24 protein-coding genes are annotated in these 19,279 nt (G+C 68.6%); 18 read left to right on the top strand and 6 right to left on the bottom strand.

Going from position 1 to position 19,279, the window contains the following annotated elements; translation table 11 throughout:
- The first annotated feature begins 145 nt into the window (after positions 1–145).
- The 18 genes from ACIA8X_RS21030 to ACIA8X_RS20945 all read left to right on the top strand — a co-directional run bounded on the left by ACIA8X_RS21030 (position 146) and on the right by ACIA8X_RS20945 (position 13,669).
- Positions 146–433 (top strand): hypothetical protein, encoded by a 288-nt coding sequence (locus tag ACIA8X_RS21030; RefSeq protein WP_393450467.1) that lies wholly within the window; start codon positions 146–148, stop codon positions 431–433.
- Positions 430–1,083, top strand: coding sequence for a GGDEF domain-containing protein (locus ACIA8X_RS21025; RefSeq protein WP_393450470.1), 654 nt, complete (start codon positions 430–432; stop codon positions 1,081–1,083). The genes ACIA8X_RS21030 and ACIA8X_RS21025 overlap by 4 nt, the downstream gene beginning before the upstream one ends.
- On the top strand, positions 1,080–2,063 hold the full coding sequence (locus ACIA8X_RS21020) for a DUF2637 domain-containing protein (RefSeq protein ID WP_393450473.1): 984 nt from the start codon (positions 1,080–1,082) through the stop codon (positions 2,061–2,063). The genes ACIA8X_RS21025 and ACIA8X_RS21020 overlap by 4 nt, the downstream gene beginning before the upstream one ends.
- Positions 2,063–2,470 carry an RRQRL motif-containing zinc-binding protein gene (locus ACIA8X_RS21015; RefSeq protein ID WP_393450476.1) on the top strand — a complete coding sequence of 136 codons (408 nt, stop codon included), beginning with the start codon at positions 2,063–2,065 and terminating at the stop codon, positions 2,468–2,470. Before ACIA8X_RS21020 ends, ACIA8X_RS21015 begins: the two co-directional genes overlap by 1 nt.
- A gap of 2 nt (positions 2,471–2,472) precedes the next feature.
- On the top strand, positions 2,473–2,790 hold the full coding sequence (locus ACIA8X_RS21010) for a hypothetical protein (RefSeq protein WP_393450479.1): 318 nt from the start codon (positions 2,473–2,475) through the stop codon (positions 2,788–2,790).
- A gap of 2 nt (positions 2,791–2,792) precedes the next feature.
- A complete protein-coding gene (locus ACIA8X_RS21005; protein ID WP_393450482.1) occupies positions 2,793–2,963 on the top strand; it encodes a pRL2-8 in 171 nt (56 codons plus the stop codon).
- 127 nt (positions 2,964–3,090) lie between these two features.
- Positions 3,091–5,304 carry a cell division protein FtsK gene (locus ACIA8X_RS21000; protein ID WP_393450484.1) on the top strand — a complete coding sequence of 738 codons (2,214 nt, stop codon included), beginning with the start codon at positions 3,091–3,093 and terminating at the stop codon, positions 5,302–5,304.
- Positions 5,305–5,445: 141 nt separating this feature from the next.
- Positions 5,446–5,727, top strand: coding sequence for a hypothetical protein (locus ACIA8X_RS20995; RefSeq protein WP_393450487.1), 282 nt, complete (start codon positions 5,446–5,448; stop codon positions 5,725–5,727).
- 3 nt (positions 5,728–5,730) lie between these two features.
- Positions 5,731–5,919, top strand: a complete 189-nt coding sequence (locus ACIA8X_RS20990; RefSeq protein ID WP_393450490.1) for a hypothetical protein — start codon at positions 5,731–5,733, stop codon at positions 5,917–5,919.
- 10 nt (positions 5,920–5,929) lie between these two features.
- Complete coding sequence (locus ACIA8X_RS20985; protein ID WP_393450493.1) at positions 5,930–6,523, top strand: hypothetical protein; 594 nt, start codon at positions 5,930–5,932, stop codon at positions 6,521–6,523.
- Positions 6,520–7,314: a hypothetical protein gene (locus ACIA8X_RS20980; RefSeq protein WP_393450496.1), complete on the top strand. Its 795-nt coding sequence runs from the start codon at positions 6,520–6,522 to the stop codon at positions 7,312–7,314. Before ACIA8X_RS20985 ends, ACIA8X_RS20980 begins: the two co-directional genes overlap by 4 nt.
- A 12-nt stretch (positions 7,315–7,326) precedes the next feature.
- Entirely contained in the window at positions 7,327–7,791 is a 465-nt protein-coding gene (locus tag ACIA8X_RS20975) for a hypothetical protein (protein WP_393450499.1), read from the top strand.
- A gap of 86 nt (positions 7,792–7,877) precedes the next feature.
- Positions 7,878–8,753, top strand: a complete 876-nt coding sequence (locus ACIA8X_RS20970) for a bifunctional DNA primase/polymerase (RefSeq protein ID WP_393450502.1) — start codon at positions 7,878–7,880, stop codon at positions 8,751–8,753.
- A 2-nt stretch (positions 8,754–8,755) separates the two neighbouring features.
- Positions 8,756–10,231: an ATP-binding protein gene (locus ACIA8X_RS20965; RefSeq protein ID WP_393451105.1), complete on the top strand. Its 1,476-nt coding sequence runs from the start codon at positions 8,756–8,758 to the stop codon at positions 10,229–10,231.
- 435 nt (positions 10,232–10,666) lie between these two features.
- Positions 10,667–10,906, top strand: coding sequence for a helix-turn-helix transcriptional regulator (locus tag ACIA8X_RS20960; protein ID WP_393450505.1), 240 nt, complete (start codon positions 10,667–10,669; stop codon positions 10,904–10,906).
- 78 nt (positions 10,907–10,984) lie between these two features.
- Positions 10,985–12,232: a tyrosine-type recombinase/integrase gene (locus ACIA8X_RS20955; RefSeq protein ID WP_393450508.1), complete on the top strand. Its 1,248-nt coding sequence runs from the start codon at positions 10,985–10,987 to the stop codon at positions 12,230–12,232.
- 92 nt (positions 12,233–12,324) lie between these two features.
- A complete protein-coding gene (locus ACIA8X_RS20950; protein ID WP_399458854.1) occupies positions 12,325–13,026 on the top strand; it encodes a hypothetical protein in 702 nt (233 codons plus the stop codon).
- A gap of 301 nt (positions 13,027–13,327) precedes the next feature.
- On the top strand, positions 13,328–13,669 hold the full coding sequence (locus ACIA8X_RS20945; protein ID WP_399458853.1) for a hypothetical protein: 342 nt from the start codon (positions 13,328–13,330) through the stop codon (positions 13,667–13,669).
- An 8-nt stretch (positions 13,670–13,677) separates the two neighbouring features.
- On the opposite strand, the gene ACIA8X_RS20940 is transcribed toward ACIA8X_RS20945, so the two are convergent.
- From ACIA8X_RS20940 to rpsB, 6 genes are all read right to left on the bottom strand, one after another.
- On the bottom strand, positions 13,678–14,127 hold the full coding sequence (locus ACIA8X_RS20940; RefSeq protein WP_399458852.1) for an SRPBCC family protein: 450 nt from the start codon (positions 14,125–14,127) through the stop codon (positions 13,678–13,680).
- A 105-nt stretch (positions 14,128–14,232) separates the two neighbouring features.
- The gene (locus ACIA8X_RS20935; protein WP_399458851.1) at positions 14,233–15,420 is read right to left on the bottom strand and encodes a phosphatidate cytidylyltransferase; all 1,188 of its coding nucleotides are present in this window, start codon (positions 15,418–15,420) and stop codon (positions 14,233–14,235) included.
- A complete protein-coding gene (gene frr, locus ACIA8X_RS20930) occupies positions 15,420–15,977 on the bottom strand; it encodes a ribosome recycling factor (protein WP_126395378.1) in 558 nt (185 codons plus the stop codon). The genes ACIA8X_RS20935 and frr overlap by 1 nt, the downstream gene beginning before the upstream one ends.
- A 169-nt stretch (positions 15,978–16,146) precedes the next feature.
- On the bottom strand, positions 16,147–16,905 hold the full coding sequence (gene pyrH, locus ACIA8X_RS20925) for a UMP kinase (RefSeq protein ID WP_393450524.1): 759 nt from the start codon (positions 16,903–16,905) through the stop codon (positions 16,147–16,149).
- 195 nt (positions 16,906–17,100) lie between these two features.
- Positions 17,101–17,937: a translation elongation factor Ts gene (gene tsf / locus ACIA8X_RS20920; protein WP_393450527.1), complete on the bottom strand. Its 837-nt coding sequence runs from the start codon at positions 17,935–17,937 to the stop codon at positions 17,101–17,103.
- Positions 17,938–18,122: 185 nt separating this feature from the next.
- Entirely contained in the window at positions 18,123–19,058 is a 936-nt protein-coding gene (gene rpsB / locus ACIA8X_RS20915; protein ID WP_393450530.1) for a 30S ribosomal protein S2, read from the bottom strand.
- Positions 19,059–19,279: the final 221 nt, after the last annotated feature.

Below are 19,279 nucleotides of genomic sequence, written 5' to 3'. Positions count from 1 at the left end.
TCGCCGTGAGGGCGCCGGATCGAATCCGGCCCGGGGCACTTCCCCCTGCCGCGCTCGCGGCTCGGGTTCCTCCGGATCAGTCGCCGTCTCACCAACACGCCTGCGACTGCTCCGGCCTCCAGTCCCTCCCACTTCAGGAGCTTTCATGCGTGCGTACATCGGCCGCCAACAGGCCGTCTCTGTCGAGGACTTCGCGGAACTGGCGCTCGGCACCCCGGTTGAGCTGTGGCTCGGGGTGGACGGCGAGACGGACGAAGAGCGCGCGGCCCGCGAGGACGCGGCGCGCGACATCCTCGCCGACAACCCCGAGATGCCCGACGACCTGGTCCGCATGGCCGCGCAGGTCATCGAGGAGAACCCGGACCTGTTCGACGTCATCCCCCTGGTCCGCCCCGCTCGCCGTCGCACGGCACGCAAGGGGGTTGCGGCATGAGTGAGCTGCTGTTTGCCGCTGCGGCCGGTCTGCCGTTACTGGCCGGATGGTCGCTGCACGCGCTGCGCCTGCGCCGCCGTGTCGAGGCTGCCCGTCGTGACCCGCTCACCGGGCTGTGGACCCGCGACGCGTTCGAGGAGCGGGCCCGCAAGCGCCTGTCGACGCCCCGCAGCGCGGTCTACCTGCTGGACCTCAACAGGTTCAAGGAGGTCAACGACGACCACGGGCACGCCGCCGGGGACGTGGTCCTTCGCGCGACCGGCCGGCGGCTTGCCGAGTGGGCGTGCATCAACGATGCCACCGTCGGACGCCTGGGTGGGGACGAGTTCGCTGCTGTCGCCTCTCACCGGTCTCGCGCCGAACTGGAGTGGGCGCTGACGGAGTTGACCCACGCGCTGACTCAGCCGATCGATATCGGCGGTCTGCGCGTTGCGGTGGGTGCCTCCATCGGCGCGGTCGACGTCGACCCGCGTGCCGGGGTGGTGGACCTGTCCCAGGTGCTGCGGCGGGCGGATGAGCAGATGTACGCCGCCAAGCGCGCCGGGATCCCCTGGCAGATCACCAACGACCTGACCCCCCAGTGTGCGACGGTCACCGGCCGCCGCGCCGGACGACTCGGCAGCACCGGCGGAACGGAGGCCGCGGTATGAACCCCGAAACCCCGATCCCTGCGGCTAAGGTGCCGCCGCTGACCCGCCCGGAGATGGGGCTCGCCGGAGTCGGCGCGCTCGCCGCGGCCGGAGTCGGCGCGCTCGGCCTGATCGCCTCCTTCGACGCCGTGTCCGCTGCTGCGGCTCGCTGGGGGTTCGGTGAGCCGTGGATGCTGCCGGTCGGGATCGACGTGGCCATTCCCGTGTTCACAGTCGCCAACCTGCTGCTGATCCGTATGGATATGGCGCTGGCGTGGGTGCGGTTCGTGCCCTGGGTGCTCACCCTGGTCACCTGCGGGCTGAACGTCGCCGCCGGACACGGCGTGTGGGCCAAGGTCGCGCACGGCACCATGCCGCTGCTGTGGGTGGTGTTCTCCGAGATCGGCGCGCACATCTACGCCGTCCGCATCGGCGCCGCCACCGGCCGCCGCATGGAGAAGATCCGCTGGTCCCGCTGGCTGCTCGCCCCGCTGTCGACGTTCGCGCTGTGGCGGCGCATGACGCTGTGGGAGGTCACCTCCTACGGCGTGGCGCTCGCCTGCGAGCGCGAGCGGCTGTTGGCCCGTGCGGACCTGCACGAGCGCTACGGCTGGACGTGGCGCTGGAAGACCCCGCGGCGCGAGCGCGTGATGCTGCGCATGGGCGACCTCGCCCCCGCCACCGAAGAGACCACCCCCGCCCCGGCAAAGCCGCCGGCACCACCGGCCGACTCCAAGCCGCGCCCCCGCCGGCAGCCCACCAACAAGGCCAAGCCGAAGGCACAGCGCACCTTCGAGGAGCTGCTGACCGAGGCGCGCACGGCCACCGCGCAGTGGACCGAGGCGGAGTTGACCGCGGACCGCATCCGCACCGCAGTGCACTGCTCGGCAACCAACGCCCGTGCACTGCGCGAAGCGTTGAAGGCCGAGCGCGCCGACGGCCGCCCGCTGCACTCCGTGGACGGCGCGGAAGGCGAGGCGACCGAGGCTGAGGCCGCCTGATGCCCGCGGCATTCACCAAGTGCTACGACCCCGCAGGCAGCCAGTTCGGCATCCCCACCTACCCGTGGCGCTATGCCCCCGACGGGCTTGCCACGCGCCGCCAACTGCGTGCCCGCGGATTGCGTCCGGGCGGTCAGCCGATCGCGGCTCAGGTGCTGCGCCCGCGCTACCGGCGCGGCCCGCTGGTCGCCTACCTCTACCGCGTCGACCGCGCCAAGCCCGTGCGGCCGATGACGCCCGGCAAGCGGGCTGCGCTCGCCAAGGCGATGTGCGCCCGCCGCACCTGCCCGACCTGCCGCACCGACGCGGGATACGTCATCCCGACCTCGCTCGGTATGTGCGTGCCCTGCGCCTTCCCCGACACCTCCACCCCCGCTCCCGTCCACGACACCCCGAGGAAAGGTTGACCATGGCCAAGCCCAACACCAGCCGCCTGGACCGCGAGATCCGGCAGACGGAACGCAAGCTCGAAGCGGTCCGCAAGCAAGAGATGTGGCCGCTGACCGGACAGGAGCGGCGGGCGGTGCTCAGGGCTCTGGCCGGTGGCTCGTACAAGGTCGTGCGGGGCAAGAGCACCGGCCGCGCCGACCGCAAGTTGGAGACGCTGTGGGCTTCGGTCCAGACCCGACTGAAGTCGGAACTCACCGCCCTGCAGACCGAGCGGCAGCGGGTCGTGAACGAGGCCGCCTCCGCCAAGGCGGCCAAGAAGTCCTCGGGGTGGTGGTGACCATGCCCGTCAAGGACACGCCTCCTGGCGAGTGCCCGCAGTGCTGGCAGCACGCCCACGATCGGCGCGCACACCGCCACCTCCGCCCCCGACAGGACTGCCCGCAGTGCGTGGACCACATGGTCAACGGCTGCCCCTACATCGTGCCCAAGAAGCCGTCCCGCTGGTGGTGACCGCGCGGACGACACGCGCCCACACCACCCCCTGACATCCCCCTCACGATCCGGCGGGGCCCGTCCGCTCACCTCCTACAGCGACGGCCGGACCCCGCCTTTCCTCCCATGGGAAGGAACTGCTCAAGTGAACCAGCCCGACGACAACGAACTGTTCAACCGGCTCGAAGCCGAGATGGCCGACTCCGGCGCCGAGGTAGTCGACCTCGACAAGGCCCGATCCGCCCGCACCGGGTCGGCCGCCCCGACTCCCGACCCGGTGCCCGACTCCCGCCCGACTGAGTCGGGTTCCGAGTCGGCCGACCCGGAGGATGAGGAGTCGGCCGACTCGGTCGCCCGACCGGTCGACCGGCCCGACCTTCCGGCGCCGGGTATCACCACCTACAAGCGTCGGCCGATCCTGCCGACGTGGCTGACCTCCAAGCCGGGGTTCGTCTCGACTGCCCAGCGGGCGACCGGCAACGCCTTCTATGCCACCGCCTTCCACGGCATCCGCACCCCCTGGTACGTCTTCCAGCTCACGTTGAACGCGCCGCGCGGTGCGGCCCGCTTTGTGCGGGACACCAACCAGTGGGTGTGGGACGCCGAGGGTGCTCCGCTGCGCGAGTACGAGGTGCGCCGGGAGAACACCGCTGAGTACCTGAAGCTGTCGCGGCAGCGTGACGGGCGGGTGCGGCTGCGCGTGCTGGTGTCGACCGTGGCGCTCGTCTTCGGTGCTGCGTTCGCGCTGACCCTGTACGTGATGGCCCCGGCCTGGCTGGGGGTGATGGCCTCGGCCGCGGTGCTGGCCTGCGGGTTCTGGGGCTCCCCGCAGGACCATCCCGTGATCGGGCCCGCGGTGCTGAAGACCGAGATCCAGAAGCTCACCGGTCCGATCGTGCTGCGCGCGCTGGACAACATCGGCAACCCGAAGCTGACGGCCGCCATCAAGAAGGGCGGCGACATGAACGGGATGCGCTTCACCTCCGAGATCACCCGGGACGGTCCCGGCTACCGCGCCGACCTTGACCTTCCCTGGGGTGTGACCCCGGAGGACATCATGGAGGCCCGTAAGCCGCTGGCGTCCGGGCTGCGCCGCAAGGTCGGCTGTGTGTGGCCCTCGGCCGACCCGACGGAGCACGAAGGGCGGCTGATCCTGTGGGTGGGCGACAAGCCCATGAACGAGACCACCAAGCCCGCTTGGCCGCTGCTGAAGTCGGGACAGGTGGACCTGTTCAAGCCGGTGGTGTTCGGCAACGACCAGCGCATGGCCGACGTCGCCGTGACCTTGATGTTCGCGAGCGTGGTGGTCGGCTCCATTCCGCGTATGGGCAAGACGTTCCTGATGCGGCTGTTCCTGCTCATCGCCGCGCTGGATCCGCGCTCGGAGCTGTACGCGTTCGACTTCAAGGGCACCGGCGACTTCGGCGCCCTGGAGCCGGTCTGCCACCGCTACCGGGCCGGAGACGAGGACGAGGACATCCTCTACGTCCTCGAATCGCTGCGGGAGCTGCGGGCAGAGCTGCGCCGGCGGGCGAAGGTCATCAAGTCCCTGCCTCGCTCGCGCTGCCCGGAGTCCAAGGTCACGCCCGAGCTGGCCAACGACAAGTCCCTTGGGCTGCACCCGATCGTCGCCGGATTCGATGAGTGCCAGGTCCCCTTCGAGCACGAGAAGTACGGCGCCGAGATCGAAGAGATCGCCACTGACCTGGGCAAGCGCGGTCCGGCGCTGGGCATGGTGACGCTGTTCGGCACGCAGCGCCCGGACGCCAAGTCGCTGCCCACCGGCATCTCAGCCAACGCCGTGCTGCGGTTCTGCCTGAAGGTCATGGGCCAGCCCGCCAACGACATGGTGCTCGGCACGTCGATGTACAAGGCCGGATACCGGGCCACCATGTTCTCCCGCTCCGACCGCGGGATTTGCTGGATGGCCGGTGAGGGCGACGACCCGCGCATCGTCGCGAGCGCGTTCGTCGACGCGGTCGGCGCCGAACAGGTGGTAGCCCGTGCCCGCACGATGCGCGAGGCGTACGGCAACATCACCGGCCACGCCATCGGCGAGTCGCCCGAGAGCGGCGAGCCCGCGTTCGACCTGCTCGCCGACATTCTCAAGGTGGTGGCCGCGGACGAGGAGAAGGTGTGGAACGAGAAGGTCGCCGCCCGCCTCGCCACGCTGCGCCCGGAGGTCTACGGCGGCTGGAAGGCCGAGACGGTGACCACGAACCTGCGCCCGCACGGCATCACGGCGCAGGACGTGTGGGGCACCACCGACAAGGGCAAGGGCACCACCCGCCGCGGTATCGCCCGCGCCGACATCACCACTGCCATCACTCTGCGTGATGGAAAGCGGTCCGGAGACTGACCGCGCACGGGTGCTAGGTCTAGCAGCCTGAGCTGCTAGACCTAGCACCCCTACTAGCACCCGAAACCGGCTCTGATCAGCAACCTCGCACCTAGCATGCGACCTGCGAGAACGCCGGAAATCCCGCCTGGAAGGCACCCCATGACCCTGGTTCTCCTCGCTAGCGGCTGCCTGCTCTTCGTCGCTCTCGGTTACGTGAGTCTGTGTAGGGCGAGCCCGTACGGCGACTGCCGCAAGTGCCGCGGCCTCGGCTTCGCGATGAAGACCGACCGCAAGGGCCACATCAAGCGCGGCAAGAACTGCCGCCGCTGCAAGGGCCACGGCAAGCGCATACGCGTCGGCCGCCACCTCTACAACCTCTGGCTGCACGTCTACCGCGACGGCAGCGACACCCCCGCCAAAACACCTGCCCCGAAGGGATAACCGATGGCCATCACCGTCTCCATGGTCGCCCTGTTCGGCCTGGTCCTGTTCTTCCTGCTGCGCTCCAACACCCTCGGCTACGGCTCCGCGTTCGTCGCCGTGATGTTCGGCTTCTACCTCGCTTCCACCGGCGCCTCCGAGCCGGTGACCGAGCTGACCACCGCCGTCGTCAACGCCCTCGGCAAGATCTAGGAGACCAGCCATGAACGAACAAATCGTGGCCCGCCACTGGGTCGCCGCCGCGCTGCCCAAGGCAGCCCCCGCACTGGCCACCACGACCGTGCTCGCGCTGGCCCGGATCTGGAACGCCAACGGCGCCGAACACTCCGTCGGCAACGCCGTACTGATGACCGCGCTCTCCCTCGGTGCCGCCGCCGCTGGCGTCTGCGCGAGCGTCCACACCGCAGACAGCGTCCTCGCCGGGACCGCGTTCGCCGCTTCCGGTGCCCTCGCCTTCGCCGGGGTGGCCGGATACTCCGACGGTCTCTCGCTGCCGCTGCTGCTGTGGTCGCTCGCCACCGCTGGCGCCTACGCCCTCGCCGCACGCTACTGGCGCACCGACCGCCGCGAGACCGTGGCGTTCGAGCGGCAGACGAGCGAGCGGCGCGAGGAGTACGCCCACATCGAGCGCGTCGAAACCCTCCGCTCCACGACACAGATCGAAGTGGCCCGCACCGGCGCCGCCTACGCCGAACAGCTCGCGCAGGCTCTCGTCACCCGCGCCACGATGCCCGGCTTCGACCCCAAGGCGCTGGAAGCCGCGGGACTGCCGGAGCTCCCGAAGGGGGATCGGTGAGGTTCTACCTGACCACCCACAAGCGCCACTGGGTCCGGCTGACCGATGTGCCGCTGTTCTTGAAGTCCGAGCACTTCATCAGCGCGGTCAAGCTGGATCCGGCGCGCGGTCCGTACGCGGTGGACTCCGGCGGATTCTCGGAGCTCCAGCGCCACGGCCGCTGGACGCGCACCCCGCGCCAGTACATCGATGACCTGCGCCGGATATGGGAGTGCGTCGGCCCCTACGACTGGGCCGCTCCGCAGGACTGGATGTGCGAGGACCTCATCATCCACGGCGGCACGGCCGGTCCGAACGTCTTCGTTGGCACCCATCTCAGCGTGTCGGAGCACATCCGCCGCACCGTCGCCAACTTCCTGGAACTGCGCTCTCTCGCCCCGGAGTTGCGAATAGCTCCCGTGCTTCAGGGGCGGAAGGTCTCGGACTACGAGTGGTGCGCGGAGTTGTACGAGCGGGCTGGGGTCGATCTGACTCGCGAACCCACGGTCGGGCTCGGCTCAGTCTGCCGTTTGCAGTCCACCCGCGAGGGGGCCGCGATCGTGACCGCGATGGCCGCGCGCGGGCTGAAGCTGCACGGCTTCGGCTTTAAGACGCTGGGACTGGAACGGGTCGGCCACCTGCTCGCATCGGCCGATTCCGCCGCGTGGAGCTACCACGCGCGCAAGCGGCCCCCGCTGCCCGGCCACACGCACAAGAACTGCGCCAACTGCATCGACTACGCCATGCGCTGGCGTACCCGCGTCCTGGCCAGCCTGCCGCCCTGGCAACAGCCCTTCCTCGACGCAGCCTGACGAAAGGAAGCCATGTTCGAGATCCGCATCATCTGCGACCCGGCCGACACCGACCGCGTCAACGACGCCCTGTCGCAGGCCTTCACGGTCGGCCCCGTACGTCAGCACCCCACCCGCAACGGCAAGCGGCTGCGCCTGTATGTCACGGCCGACCACCACAGCAACACCGGGCCGTGGCCCAAGCCGGAAGAGGCGTACGCGCTCGCCCCGAGCATCGTCAGCGAGATCGGATGGACCGCCCAGGCGGCTACCGACAAGCCGTTCGGCACCCGGCTGCCGAGTGACTTCTGGCTCCGCAAAGCGGCGTTGCTGGACCGCATGGCGCTGCGCGACGAAGCCGACCACATCCCCGGCGACGCGGCCGAGGTGGCAAACGAGGCGGCCGAGCGGCTGATGAGCCTGGACGACACGGCCGTCATCTGCGACCCGCGCCACTACGTCCGGCAGCAGTACGCCCACTGGATCGCCAACCAGTAGCTACGCCCGAGGCGGGCGCCGTCTCACCACAAGCCTGCGCCCGCCCCGGTTCTCCAGTCCCTCCAAGAGAGCAGGAGACCTCCAGCATGCCCCAACTGCACGTTGTCGGCGAGAGCCGAACGGCCCGCACTCACCTTCGCATCGCCCTCGAACTCGCGGCGGCCGGTGTGCCACCGCTGCCGCTGCGGCAAGGCAAGGTCCCATTCGGGAACTGCCGCACGTGCGCGGACGGTGCCTGCGGCGGGCGGCCGAACATGAAGACCGCAGGCCCCTGCCAGTGCCCCGCCCCATGCCACGCGTGGGCCGCCGCCACCACCGACCCGAGCGTCCTCACCTCGCCAGCATGGGCCACGGCATGGAGGCAGGCCGCGGCCGTCGCCTACCACCCTGGCGGCGCCGCGCTGACCGTGGTCGACCTCGACAACGAGGCGGCCGTCGCATGGGCCCGCGAGACCCTGCCCGCCACCCGGACCGTGGCCACCACGCGGGGCCAGCACTGGACCTACCGAGGCACCATGCGCTCCGTGAACGCCGTCCGCGACGGCGTCGACATCAAGTCAACGATGGCCTACGCCCGCTGGCTCGGTCCCGGCAGCGGCACGATGACCGCCCTGCCGGACGCCGTGCGCGTCCTGGCTGTCAGGGAGCCTTCCACGGTCCGGCCGGCACCGCAGGCCATCGCCGTGCCCGCACCGGTGGGGGAGCGGGAGTGCCGCCACCGCACTCCCACCTACCTGGACCGTGGCATCACCATGGCCGAGCAGCGCATCACGCAGGCCTCCAGTGCCGTGCACACCACCGTCTACCGGACGTTCCTGGCCGTGCTTTCCACGCACGGCCGGTGCGGCTGCCTCACCGAAACCCATGTCGCGCGGCTGTTCACCGCCGCTCAGGCCAAGGGTGAATCGGCCCGGCACTGCACCGACGCGTGGACCAACGCCCGTATCAGGTTGGGGCTGTGACCATGTCCGATGACGAGAAGAACCCCGCCCGCGAGGTCATCACCGACTACGCACAGGCGCACTTCCGGTACTTCCGCACCGCCGATGGGACCGTGTACGCGCAGAAGAACGGCCACCCTGTGGCCCGTCCGATCCGCTCGCAGGGCACGACGGGCAGTCACCGCCAGGAACTCATGGTCGGCCTCTTCCGCGACGGGTGCGGTGTGTTCAACGGGACCGCGCTCAAGGAGGCGTTGGATTTGATCGAAGCACTCGCGTTGACCGAGGACGTGCAGCCTGTCCACATCCGCGTTGCTCCCGGTTTCGACGGGGCGACGTGGCTGGACCTGGGCCGCAATGATGGGCAGTCGGTACGTATCCACCCCACCGGCTGGGACGTGCTTACTCCCGACCCGCGCGAGGTGTGCTGGCGGCGCACCCAGCTCACCGGGGAACTGCCCCTGCCGGCCAAGGACACCGACGGCAAGGGCATCGACCTCCTGCTCCGGCTGTGCAACTTCGCCAACGCCGAGACCGAATGCCTGGCAATCGCCTGGCTGATCGGCTGCCTCGGTCCGTCCGTACCCGTCCCCGCGCCATTCCTCACCGGCCCCCAGGGCGCGGGCAAGTCCACCGGGGGCCGCATGCTCGTGCGCATCATCGAGGGCATGAGCGGCGACTTGCGCCGGGCCCCGAAGGATGAGGAGAACCTCATCGCGGCGGTTGCGGCCGGGTGGGTCACCGCCCTGGACAACCTCTCCCACATGACCCCGGACCTGTCCGACGCCATGTGCTGCATCGTGACCGGAGCCGAGAACGTCAAGCGTGCCCTGTTCACCGACGGGGACGTGTTCCGCGCGCGCTACCGCCGCCCCCTGCTCCTGACCGGTATCGACGTGGGAGTCATCCGGCCCGACCTCGCAGAACGGCTCCTGCCACTGCGTTTGGAGCGGCCCCGCGTCCGGCGCACCGAGGCCGAACTGTGGGCGGAGTACGCGGAGGTTCTGCCCGTCGTCCTCGGCTCCCTCCTCGACCTCACGGTCAAGGTCCGCGCGGTTGAAGCGGAGACCCCCACCGACCTGCGGATGGCCGACTTCGCGCACCTGTGCGCGCAGCTCGACGCGGCAACCGGCCTCGGAGCGCTCACCGCATACCGGGCCAGTCTGGACGACCTCAATGACGACGTCATCGAGGGCGACCTCCTCGCGCAAACCGTCCTCCGGCACGCCGACACCATCGAGCCGGGCGGCGAGCAGCGGATGACCTCCACCGAGTGGCTGCACTGCCTCAGTCGCCTCTACAGCGGCGACGAGCTGCGTCCCCTGCCCAAGGGGTGGCCGACCACCGGCAAAGTCCTCTCCGACCGCCTCAAGCGCCTCCAGCCGACGCTTGCCGCTCGCGGTGTCCTCATCGACACGGGCCGCACCAGCGAGGGCCGCTACCTCGAAATGACGCGCCTGGCCACCCCGCCCCCACACCAGCAAGAGCGGATGCTCTGACCCGCGCCGTGCGCTCGCCAGGACAAGCAAGAAGAGCACCATCCCCGTGGCGTGCTCCTCTTGCTGTTCGGCGGAACGCCGCCCCGAGGTCGCGCCGCGCAGCGGCTCCTTCTTCACGCTGTGAGGGGCACCGCACCACAACAGACACCCCCTCTTTTGTCCTAAGAGGGAAGACGCTGCGTCATCTGCGTCATGGAGGCCGAAAAATGGCCCCTGACCTGCGACTACAGGCATGACGCAGACGGCGACCTCTGCGTCATCCTGCGTCATCTGCGTCACCCGATGACGCAGCCCATGACGCGCCAATGACGCACCCCCTAACCGCCGCGTCACACAAAACCGCAGGTCAGAAACCCGAATGACGCAGATGACGCAATGACGCAGAAATCCGAACCTCGGACACACGCGGCCAGGCCCTCCCCGCTTGGAGTCCCTATGGCACAGCCGACAGACCCCGACCCCCGCGCCACCCTCCGGGGCGGGCTCCCGGACCGGTACCTCAACGCCGACGACATCGCCGAGATCTTCGAGGTGCCCAAAGAGACCGTCTACCAGTGGCGCAAGAAACGCATCGGCCCGCCCGGCTTCCGCATCGGCAAGTACATCCGCTACGACCCGGCGGACGTACGCGACTACGTCACCAGCCGCAAGAACGCTGACCGCGACGCGGCCTAGCCGAACACCCAACAGAGACAGCAGGGAGAGCCGCTATCAGCGGCTCTCCCTGCTGTATGTCGAGAGGACCGCCGCCACATGGCAGGCCACATCCAAGACCGCTGGTACAAGACCGAACCTGACCCCACCGGCAAGCCGCGCCGTGTACGAACCAACCGCCACGGCACCGGCATGCGCTACCGCGCCCGGTACATCGGCCCCGACGGCACCGAGAAGTCCAAGAGCTTTCAGGACCGACAGAAGCGCCTCGCCGAGGACTGGCTCAACAACATCGCGTCAGACATGTCACGCGGGCAGTACTTCGACCCACGCGCTGCCCGGATCACCTTCAAGGCCTATGCCGAGAAGTGGCTCAAGGCCCACACCGCCGACGTGTCCAGCCAAATCGTGGCCGAGCAGCGGTTGCGCCTGCACGCGTTCCCCGTCCTCGGCACCCGCCCGCTCGACTCGTTCCGTCCCGAGCACATCCGCGAACTCGTCAGCGCCCTGGAGGCAAACCCCGCAGTGAGCGGTGCGTACGCGCGCAACATCTACGGCGACGTTCGAGCCGTGCTGAGCGCAGCCGTGGACGATGCCCTGTTGCCCCGGAACCCATGCTCGGCAAAGTCCGTCCGCCCGCCGACGGTTGAGCGCCGGCGCGTCGTGCCATGGCTGCCCACTCAGGTTCACACAGTTCGCGCAGCACTCCCCGAGCGGTACCGGACCATGGTGGACACGGGTGCAGGGTGCGGACTCCGACAGGGCGAGATCGTGGGACTCGCTGAGGACGCGCTCGACTTCGAGGGCGGCATCCTGCGCGTGATCCGACAGGTGAAGCTCATCCGAGGGAAAGCCGTGTTCGCCCCACCGAAGTGCAACAAAGAGCGAGACGTACCCCTGCCGTCATCGGTGGCTGAGGCCCTGCGTGTCCACATGGACGCCTTCAAGCCGGTTGAGATCACGCTGCCGTGGCGGAAGCCGGACGGCCCAAAGGCGTCGGCCCGTCTCCTGTTCACGAACACCGCGGGCGGGGTCGTGTGGCGCAGCAACTTCAACATCCAGGAGTGGAAGCCCGCACTCGCGGTGGCTGGCCTTATCCCGGCCCCAGGGGAGCACGGCAAGTACGAGTCCGCGCGCGAGCACGGCATGCACGCGCTGAGGCACTTCTACGCATCCGTTCTGCTGGACGCCGGGGAGAGCATCAAGGCCGTCAGCCAGTACCTGGGGCACACCGACCCGGCGCTGACACTGCGGGTGTACGCACATTTGATGCCGTCGAGTCAGGAGAGGACCAGGACAGCCGTCAATCGCGTGCTACTTCGCGGGGTGGCAGATCACCACCGATGATCGTGTGCCCTATCGCCCCTGCGTGAACATGGGGCGCGCGATATGAAACCGCCCCCGCTTGTACTCACACCAGCTAGCATCGCCGAGACTGGGTGAAGGGCGGGGGCACGATCTTGTCGATTAGCTGGGACCTCATCAACATCATCTTGGCCAACGGGTTCACACTGGGCATTCTCGCAGTCTCCATTGCAACCTGGCGAACCTCCGCCAACCAGTTCAAAGGCGAGGTGCAGGAGGAACGGCAACGCCTCCGGGCAGTCCTGACAGACGGGGAAGCTCAGACTGAGAAGCCGACGGCGGCTGCCGAGCAGAGAATCGATGATGATCGGTTTGCTGAACTGCTGATCGAGTACTACGCCTATGGGTTGACCCAGGCTCGCAGTAGCTTTCTGACGAGCCAGAGATTCGCCAAGATCGGTGCCGCGATCCTCTTGGGCGGCGTGGCCCTCGCAGTCTGGTACGCGGAAACTTCGGGAGATCTGTACCTAGGCATCGTGATTAGCTCCGTGGGAGCCGTGGTGACTTTGATTGGTCAGCTCTTTCATCGCCGCGCCGATATTGCCCTCGGTCACATGACCCGACAGACCGAGTCACTGCGAGACGACATGCGTCTCGAACGATCAACCGAACAAGCCATCTTGCTCTTGTCCGAGGTTGAAGATCCGGAAGTGAAAACGCGCCTACAAGCGGGACTGATCACCAAGTTGTCCGGGGCGTCGCTACCGCAGCTCGGCCCATCGTCACCTGTTCCTGCACCGCGAGCGGAAGCCGATGGCTCAGCTCTCCAGCCATAACGCTGGAACCTAACGCGCCAGCACACGCAGCCGTGCTCAAGCCGTCCCTACGCCCAGACGGCCCAGGGACGGCCCGGCATCCCTCAAGAAAACCCGTGCGCGAGACAAACGCGCAGGTCAAAAGGTCTACACGCGCCGAATCACGCCAGTTCTCCGGGCTTAGGCATGGCCGTACCAGTGTCGCAGATCCAAATGGTGTAGCCCGCTCCCCTTTGGACAGGGGAGATCGCTCCCTCGTGATAGTCGCCCGTTCGACGGGATCGTTGGCGCCAACCACAGCCCTCCGGGAAGGAATCGTTCCATGGCCGCCGATCACCGACGCCGTACCGCCGTCCTCGCCACCGCCCTGGTCACCGTCGCACTCACCGCCGGGCTCCTCACCGGCTGCGACTCCGCCGACAAGTCTCTGAACTGCCTGCATCAGGCCGACGCGATGGCCGATGTGATCGCCGACGGCCTCACGGGCAAGCGCCTCGACGAGATCGACGTCACGACGGACGACGACAGGGTGGGCAAGGCCGTCGACGACCTGAACCGGGCGATCGAGGACTACAACAAGGCCGTCCTGAACGGCGACACCGACCCGGACGCCGGCCGGATCGACGCCGCGGCCGAGGAGCTCAGGGATGTCTGTGCGTCGTAGGTGCGGGACTAGTCGGTCGTACGCTCCAGCCGGTCCTTGAGGAGTTGCTCGTCGCGTGGCAGCTCCTTGCGGACCTGTGGGCGCACGACGAGGGGCAGCAGGACCTTGCCGAGGCCGTGCCCTTCGAAGTCGATGTCGATCGTCACGCGGGAGCGGCGTCCGTCGTCGAGCGGCTCGATCTCGCCGTGGGTGCGTGGCCTGACGGGACCGTCGATGCCGTGCAGATCCCAGCTGTGCGGTGGGTCGAGCTCGTCGAACTGCACGGTCATCGGAATCTGGCGGTTTCCGATGCGACGGGTGACCCGCACCCGGGAGCCGGCGTGGAGGGGCCCCTCGTCGAGTTGCTCCGCGGAGATCGCGCTCAGCTGCCATTCCGGCAGGTGGGACGGGTCGGTGACATACGCGTAGACCTCATCCGGCGTGCAGTCGACGTCGATGACTTCTCGGATGGCGGTCATGACGACCCCCTTTGAGTGCCTTCGATGGCGTACACGGAAATCGTCCCACACACCAGGCAGCCCCCGCTCTACGAGAACGGAGGCTCCCTGGCGCTGATCGATCCGTCAGCCCGACCCCACGAAGAGCACCAACAGCAGCCACACCACGGGCGCCGTCGGCAACAGCGAGTCCAGTCGGTCCATGATCCCACCGTGACCCGGCAGCAAGGTGCCCATGTCCTTGATGCCCAGGTCCCGCTTGATCATCGACTCGCCGAGGTCGCCCAGCGTGGCGCTGGCCGCGACCGCGAGGCCCAGCAGCAGGCCCTGCCACCAGGTGCCGTCGTCGATCAGGAAGTGCATGCACAGCGCGCCCGCCACCATCGCGAAGCTCACCGCGCCGAGCAGGCCCTCGCGGGTCTTGCCGGGGCTGATGCGCGGGGCGAGCTTGTGCTTGCCGAAGCGCCAGCCGACGGCATACGCGCCGGTGTCGCTGACGACCGTCAGGAGCAGGAAGGTCAGGACGCGGAACGCCCCGTCCTCGGCGGTGAGCATCATCGCGACGAACGTCGCCAGGAACGGCACGTAGAACGCCGCGAAGACGCCCGCGGTGACGTCCTTGAGGTAGCCCTCCGGCGGTTCCGTCATCCGCCAGACCAGTACGGCCAGCGCGGTCAGCGCCATCGACACCCAGGCGCCCTCGGCGCCCCGGACGTACCCGGCGACCACCATGGCCGCACCGCCGAGCGCGAGCGGGACGAGGGGCGCCTTGATGCCCTTGCGCTCCTCCAGCCGCTTGGTCAGCTCCCACAGGCCCACGACGACGGCGACCGCGACCACGCCGACGAACACGGCCTTGACGACGAACAGCGAAGCGACGATCACCACACCGAGCCCGACACCGACCCCTATGGCCGCACCCAGGTCGCGCCCCGCGCTCTTCTTCTGCGGCTGGGGCGCCGGCTGCGGGGCGTCGGGCATGGGCTCCGGATTCTGCGGCGCCGCCTCGTAGGGCCGCGCCTGCGGCGTGTCGTACTGCCGCGCATGCGGCTGCTGTTCGCGGAACAAGGGGCCGCTCAGCCGAGCGGCCCCCCGGTCGTCATCCTGGTCGTCGCCGTATCGAGGTACAGCGGGTCCGTCGGGCACGATGGGCATGGGGCGAGTCTGGTGCGCCTCAGGCGCATCGTACGCGGGACCCGCCGGGGCAGCCCCCTGGGCAGGTCCACGCTCGGCGGCGGTCCCCCAGTACCCGGCTTGCCCGGTGTGTCCGGCATGCCCGGTGTGTGGCGGCGCCCCCCAGGAAGAGTCGTTCATCAGACCTCGAGCAGCTCCGCTTCCTTGTGCTTCAGGAGCTCGTCCACCTGGGCGACGTACTTGTGCGTGGTGTCGTCGAGCTCCTTCTCCGCACGGCGGCCCTCGTCCTCACCGATCTCGCCGTCCTTGATCAGCTTGTCGATGGCGTCCTTGGCCTTGCGGCGGACGGAGCGGATGGACACTCGCGAGTCCTCGGCCTTGCCCTTGGCGACCTTGATGTAGTCGCGGCGGCGCTCCTCGGTGAGCTCGGGGAACACCACTCGGATGATGTTGCCGTCGTTGCTCGGGTTGACGCCCAGGTCCGAGTCCCGGATCGCCTGCTCGATGTTGCGCAGCGCGGTCTTGTCGAACGGGGTCACGACCGCCATGCGCGGCTCCGGCACGGAGAACGAAGCCAGCTGGTTGATCGGCGTCGGCGCGCCGTAGTAGTCGGCCACGATCTTGTTGAACATCGCCGGGTGCGCACGACCGGTGCGAATCGCGGCGAAGTCCTCCTTGGCGACCACGACGGCCTTCTCCATCTTCTCCTCGGCCTCGAGGAGGGTCTCTTCGATCACCACTTGCTCCTGCGTGTCTTGAGTAAAGGCCCGGCTGCGGTTCCAGGGTGGGGGCGGCGGCCGGCTGCGTCGCGTCTTCTTCCTGCACGGTTCCCGACCGGCAGGACATTGTCCATCCCCCGGTCAGGGTCCGTCCCGTCCGTCCCCCGGACGGGGTTGTTCTCGGGCGTCAGCCCTGGCTGCCCTGCTCACCCACAAGCGTGCCGATCTTCTCACCATTGACGGCGCGGGCGATATTGCCCTCCGCCAGAAGCTCGAAGACGAGGATCGGGAGCTTGTTGTCGCGGCACAGGGTGACCGCCGTGGCGTCGGCGACCTTGAGGTCCCGGGTGATGACCTCGCCGTAGCCGAGGGAGTCGAACTTGACCGCGTCCGGGTTGGTCTTCGGGTCGGAGTCGTAGACCCCGTCGACACCGTTCTTGCCCATCAGCAGCGCCTCGGCGTCGATCTCCAGGGCGCGCTGCGCGGCGGTGGTGTCGGTGGAGAAGTACGGCATGCCCATACCGGCGCCGAAGATGACCACGCGGCCCTTCTCCAGGTGCCGTACGGCCCGCAGCGGGATGTAGGGCTCGGCGACCTGGCCCATGGTGATGGCCGTCTGGACCCGGCTGTCGATGCCCTCCTTCTCCAGGAAGTCCTGGAGGGCGAGGCAGTTCATCACGGTGCCGAGCATGCCCATGTAGTCGGAGCGGGCCCGGTCCATGCCGCGCTGCTGGAGCTCGGCACCGCGGAAGAAGTTGCCGCCGCCGATGACGACCGCGACCTGTGCGCCGTCGCGCACGACGGCCGCGATCTCGCGGGCGATCTTGTGCACCACGTCGGGGTCGACGCCGAGGCCCCCGCCGCCGGAGAAGGCCTCTCCGGACAGCTTCAGCAGGTACCGGCCGCGTACTTTGCCGTCGTCGCTCTTCTGGGGCTTGGTGGTCATCGAGATCCCGCCTTTGTTACGTGGTGCACATACGAAGAAGGCCATTGCCGGTTGGGGTGTGTTTCGCATCCCATGCGCGGCAATGGCCTCCTCGTCAGATCTGTTGTCGTCCGTCACGCGCGCGTGCGCGGTGACGGCGTCCGCCAACGACTGCCCTCGACCTTATAGGGGCGGGGCGCCGATCGCGGCACGGACTCAGATGCCGACCTTGATGCGCGTGAAGCGCTTCAGGGTGACACCGGCCTCGTCCAGGATCTTCTGGACGGACTTCTTGTTGTCGAGCGCGTACGGCTGACCGAGCAGCGTGGCGTCCTTGAAGAAGCCGTTGAGGCGACCCTCGACGATCTTCGGCAGGGCGGCCTCGGGCTTGCCCTCGGCGCGGGTGGTCTCCTCGGCGACGCGGCGCTCGGACTCGACGACCTCGGCCGGCACGTCCTCCTTGGCGAGGTACTTCGGCGCGAAGGCGGCGATGTGCTGGGCGATGCCCTTGGCGACCTCGGCGTTCGGCTTGTCGAGCTCGACGAGGACACCGATCTGCGGGGGCAGGTCGGGCATCGTGCGGTGCATGTACGCGAGCACGAAGCCGTCGCCGTACTGCGCGAAGCGGTCCAGGACGATCTTCTCGCCCAGGTTGGCGTTGGCCTCGTCCACGAACGCCTGGACGGTCTTGCCGGCCTCGATCTCGGAGGCGAGCAGGGCCTCGAGGTCGGCCGGGGAGGTCTTGGCGACGTGCTCGGCGATCGCGGTGGCGACGGCCTGGAACTTGTCACCCTTGGCGACGAAGTCCGTCTCGCACTTCAGCTCGACGAGGACACCGGAGGAGTTGTCGTCGGCGATGATCGAGACCACGGCGCCGTTCTCGGCGGAGCGGCCCTCGCGCTTGGCGACGCCCTTCTGGCCCTTGATGCGGAGCGCCTCGACGGCCTTCTCGACGTTGCCCTCGGCCTCGTCCAGCGCCTTCTTGCAGTCCATCATGCCGGCGCCGGTGAGCTCACGGAGCTTCTTGACGTCAGCGGCGGTGTAGTTCGCCATGAGTCTGTGAATCTTTCTCGAAGTCTGGAAGATCGAAGATCTACGGGGTCTGCGGCCCCCATGGATTAGCGGGGGCCACTGACCTTCCGTTGACCTACAGGTGAACGGCGAGAGCGGACTTCACCGCGCCGGAGGCGCTGTGGGATGCAGTACCGCTCCCGCCGTCAACCCTGACGCTGACGGTGTCAGGCCTGCTCGCCCTCGGCGGCCGGAGCCTCAGCAGCCGGAGCCTCGGCAGCGGCCTCGGCGGGGGCCTCCTCGGCAGCCGGAGCCTCGGCAGCGGGCGCCTCAGCGGCGGGGGCCTCAGCGGCGGGGGCCTCGGCGGCGGCAGGAGCCTCGTCGGCCTTCTTCTCGCCCTCGAGCAGGTCGCGCTCCCACTCGGCGAGCGGCTCGCCCGCGGCCTTCTCGCCCTTGTCACCGGTGGCGACGCGGGAACGGGAGATGAGGCCCTCGGCGACCGCGTCGGCGATCACACGGGTGAGCAGGGTGACGGAGCGGATCGCGTCGTCGTTGCCCGGGATCTTGTAGTCGACCTCGTCGGGGTCACAGTTCGTGTCGAGGATCGCGACGACCGGGATGTTGAGCTTCCGGGCCTCACCGACCGCGATGTGCTCCTTCTTGGTGTCCACGATCCAGACGGCGCTGGGCACCTTCTGCATCTCGCGGATACCACCGAGGGTCTTCTCCAGCTTGGCCTTCTCGCGCGAGAGCACGAGAAGCTCCTTCTTGGTCAGACCGGAAGCGGCGACGTCCTCGAAGTCGATCTGCTCGAGCTCCTTGAGGCGCTGCAGACGCTTGTAGACGGTCGAGAAGTTGGTGAGCATGCCGCCCAGCCAGCGCTGGTTGACGTAGGGCATGCCGACGCGGGTGGCCTGCTCGGCGATGGCCTCCTGCGCCTGCTTCTTCGTGCCGACGAACATGACCGTGCCGCCGTGGGCGACGGTCTCCTTGACGAACTCGTAGGCGCGGTCGATGTACGACAGCGACTGGAGCAGGTCGATGATGTAGATGCCGTTGCGCTCCGTGAAGATGAAGCGCTTCATCTTCGGGTTCCAACGACGGGTCTGGTGACCGAAGTGGACGCCGCTTTCCAGCAGCTCCCGCATCGTGACGACGGCCATGGCCGTTCTCCTTGAATTTCTCGGTTGTGCCGCGGAAGCCGGACGGCTCCCGCGCCTGACGCCCACATGCGCCGTGCCACGAAGGACCGAGGGGCGCTGACACGGGCCGTTGCCGGTGGCCGTGTCGGGGCGTGCGAAGTCGACCCGGTGACCCGGATCGCCAAAAGAAGTGTACGGGACCCGCGAGGCACCGGATGACGTCGCTGTCCACAACCCGGGAG

The organism is Streptomyces sp. NPDC051738 (assembly GCF_044453205.1).
Lineage (GTDB): Bacteria > Actinomycetota > Actinomycetes > Streptomycetales > Streptomycetaceae > Streptomyces.
This window is presented reverse-complemented; position numbering and strand designations above follow the sequence as displayed.

Excerpts from the sequence above, each read along its gene's own strand:
- ACIA8X_RS20935 (WP_399458851.1), bottom strand. The coding sequence starts at position 15,420 with ATGAACGACTCTTCCTGGGGGGCGCCGCCACACACCGGGCATGCCGGA.
- ACIA8X_RS20940 (WP_399458852.1), bottom strand. The coding sequence starts at position 14,127 with ATGACCGCCATCCGAGAAGTCATCGACGTCGACTGCACGCCGGATGAG.
- ACIA8X_RS20955 (WP_393450508.1), top strand. The coding sequence starts at position 10,985 with ATGGCAGGCCACATCCAAGACCGCTGGTACAAGACCGAACCTGACCCC.
- ACIA8X_RS21030 (WP_393450467.1), top strand. The coding sequence starts at position 146 with ATGCGTGCGTACATCGGCCGCCAACAGGCCGTCTCTGTCGAGGACTTC.
- ACIA8X_RS21020 (WP_393450473.1), top strand. The coding sequence starts at position 1,080 with ATGAACCCCGAAACCCCGATCCCTGCGGCTAAGGTGCCGCCGCTGACC.
- ACIA8X_RS21015 (WP_393450476.1), top strand. The coding sequence starts at position 2,063 with ATGCCCGCGGCATTCACCAAGTGCTACGACCCCGCAGGCAGCCAGTTC.
- ACIA8X_RS20995 (WP_393450487.1), top strand. The coding sequence starts at position 5,446 with ATGACCCTGGTTCTCCTCGCTAGCGGCTGCCTGCTCTTCGTCGCTCTC.
- rpsB (WP_393450530.1), bottom strand. The coding sequence starts at position 19,058 with ATGGCCGTCGTCACGATGCGGGAGCTGCTGGAAAGCGGCGTCCACTTC.
- ACIA8X_RS21005 (WP_393450482.1), top strand. The coding sequence starts at position 2,793 with ATGCCCGTCAAGGACACGCCTCCTGGCGAGTGCCCGCAGTGCTGGCAG.
- ACIA8X_RS21010 (WP_393450479.1), top strand. The coding sequence starts at position 2,473 with ATGGCCAAGCCCAACACCAGCCGCCTGGACCGCGAGATCCGGCAGACG.
- ACIA8X_RS20990 (WP_393450490.1), top strand. The coding sequence starts at position 5,731 with ATGGCCATCACCGTCTCCATGGTCGCCCTGTTCGGCCTGGTCCTGTTC.
- ACIA8X_RS20960 (WP_393450505.1), top strand. The coding sequence starts at position 10,667 with ATGGCACAGCCGACAGACCCCGACCCCCGCGCCACCCTCCGGGGCGGG.
- ACIA8X_RS21025 (WP_393450470.1), top strand. The coding sequence starts at position 430 with ATGAGTGAGCTGCTGTTTGCCGCTGCGGCCGGTCTGCCGTTACTGGCC.
- tsf (WP_393450527.1), bottom strand. The coding sequence starts at position 17,937 with ATGGCGAACTACACCGCCGCTGACGTCAAGAAGCTCCGTGAGCTCACC.
- ACIA8X_RS20985 (WP_393450493.1), top strand. The coding sequence starts at position 5,930 with ATGAACGAACAAATCGTGGCCCGCCACTGGGTCGCCGCCGCGCTGCCC.
- ACIA8X_RS20965 (WP_393451105.1), top strand. The coding sequence starts at position 8,756 with ATGTCCGATGACGAGAAGAACCCCGCCCGCGAGGTCATCACCGACTAC.
- ACIA8X_RS20945 (WP_399458853.1), top strand. The coding sequence starts at position 13,328 with ATGGCCGCCGATCACCGACGCCGTACCGCCGTCCTCGCCACCGCCCTG.
- ACIA8X_RS20975 (WP_393450499.1), top strand. The coding sequence starts at position 7,327 with ATGTTCGAGATCCGCATCATCTGCGACCCGGCCGACACCGACCGCGTC.
- ACIA8X_RS20970 (WP_393450502.1), top strand. The coding sequence starts at position 7,878 with ATGCCCCAACTGCACGTTGTCGGCGAGAGCCGAACGGCCCGCACTCAC.
- pyrH (WP_393450524.1), bottom strand. The coding sequence starts at position 16,905 with ATGACCACCAAGCCCCAGAAGAGCGACGACGGCAAAGTACGCGGCCGG.